This window comes from Photobacterium ganghwense, assembly GCF_003025595.1.
GTDB classification, from domain to species: domain Bacteria; phylum Pseudomonadota; class Gammaproteobacteria; order Enterobacterales; family Vibrionaceae; genus Photobacterium; species Photobacterium ganghwense.
The window spans coordinates 1-1,069 of record NZ_PYMI01000025.1; the positions used below are offsets into that span (position 1 = coordinate 1).

3 protein-coding genes and 2 pseudogenes are annotated in these 1,069 nt (G+C 56.3%); all 5 read left to right on the top strand.

Translation table 11 applies throughout. The features are described 5' to 3' along the window. Positions 1-199: pseudogene (locus C9I92_RS25525) on the top strand (hypothetical protein); the annotation flags it as partial. After that, complete coding sequence (locus tag C9I92_RS25035) at positions 183-500, top strand: hypothetical protein (RefSeq protein WP_047887894.1); 318 nt, start codon at positions 183-185, stop codon at positions 498-500. The pseudogene C9I92_RS25525 and the gene C9I92_RS25035, both read left to right, overlap by 17 nt. A gap of 9 nt (positions 501-509) precedes the next feature. Beyond that, positions 510-662, top strand: a complete 153-nt coding sequence (locus C9I92_RS25530) for a hypothetical protein (protein WP_157038338.1) — start codon at positions 510-512, stop codon at positions 660-662. Next, positions 659-847, top strand: a complete 189-nt coding sequence (locus C9I92_RS25040) for a hypothetical protein (RefSeq protein WP_107193945.1) — start codon at positions 659-661, stop codon at positions 845-847. Before C9I92_RS25530 ends, C9I92_RS25040 begins: the two co-directional genes overlap by 4 nt. Before the next feature lie 4 nt (positions 848-851). Then, positions 852-1,069: pseudogene (locus C9I92_RS25045) on the top strand (hypothetical protein); the annotation flags it as partial.

The following is a 1,069-nucleotide window of genomic DNA, read 5'->3' on the forward strand; positions in this document are numbered from 1 at the left end:
CAAGGCAACAGAGCACATTATTCAACGGGTGAAGGCGTGCGGATATTGCGCCATCACCTATCACACTTATCGACCGGGAATGCGCCGCATTCTGAACCGTTTCGGCTTTGAGCAAGTTGAGCTGGTCAGAGAGTTTGACGGCAAACAGGAAACCATTCACCGGCTAACGATGGCGAGGGTAAATGGGACAGAGCAGTAAACGTACCCGTCAACAGCCCAGTGGCGGGAAAGCTGGCAAGCAACGACCAGCATCAGGGCAGAAACCGGCTACCGCAGGCAGTCAACCTGCCCGCAAGTCTGGCGGCAGCAGTAAAGGGAAAGCAGGGCGCGCAGCCCCGCAACCGGCAAGCAATTCACTGCGTGGCAACCTGCACCGGATGAAACAACAAACCAAGCAGATGAAGCGCCAACCGGCATTCCGCAATAACCGCCGTGAAGACCTGGGCGAGATTCGCCAGACCGGCGCAGCAGGTTTCGTGCCGCGCATCAGCAAGCGATAAGGGGGAGCCATGCCGTTATTGTTTTGGCCGTTGCTGGCCGGAACCGTTGGCTATGTCAGCGGGCTGTTTACCAGTGAGAAAGTGGGGCAAACGCTCCGCATTCTGATCGCCGTGGTCATGGGGCTGTGGCTGTTTGACATCGTCTGGGGGAAAAACAAGTGATCCATATTCCAGGCTTATCCAACAGTGGCTCGATGCCCATCAACGCCGGAGGACCAAGTGCGGTCAGTGGCGATGAAGAAGTCAATTTCACTGGCGGTTCGGTGAATTTCGGGGGAAGCACGCCGACCTGGCTATTACTGATTCTTGTCCTCGGCATGTTCTGGTTTTTTGTGAAAGGGAAATAGGGATATGCAATTTCTAGTAATGCGACCTGAACATCCCGACTATCCGCGCCAGGTGGCGCGGCTGGCCGCGGCGTTCACGGCCACCGATGCGCCGACCGACGAATACACGCTGATGTGTCAACGGCTGGATGACGGCACGTTGAGCCTGTACCACGTCACCGGTGACAGCCTGGATTTGTCGATTGTCGGTGAAGTGATTGATGACAGCTATTTTGTGTGGGC

Bases quoted from the DNA above. Each gene is read 5' to 3' on its own strand.
- C9I92_RS25530 (WP_157038338.1), top strand. From the start codon at position 510: ATGCCGTTATTGTTTTGGCCGTTGCTGGCCGGAACCGTTGGCTATGTC.
- C9I92_RS25035 (WP_047887894.1), top strand. From the start codon at position 183: ATGGGACAGAGCAGTAAACGTACCCGTCAACAGCCCAGTGGCGGGAAA.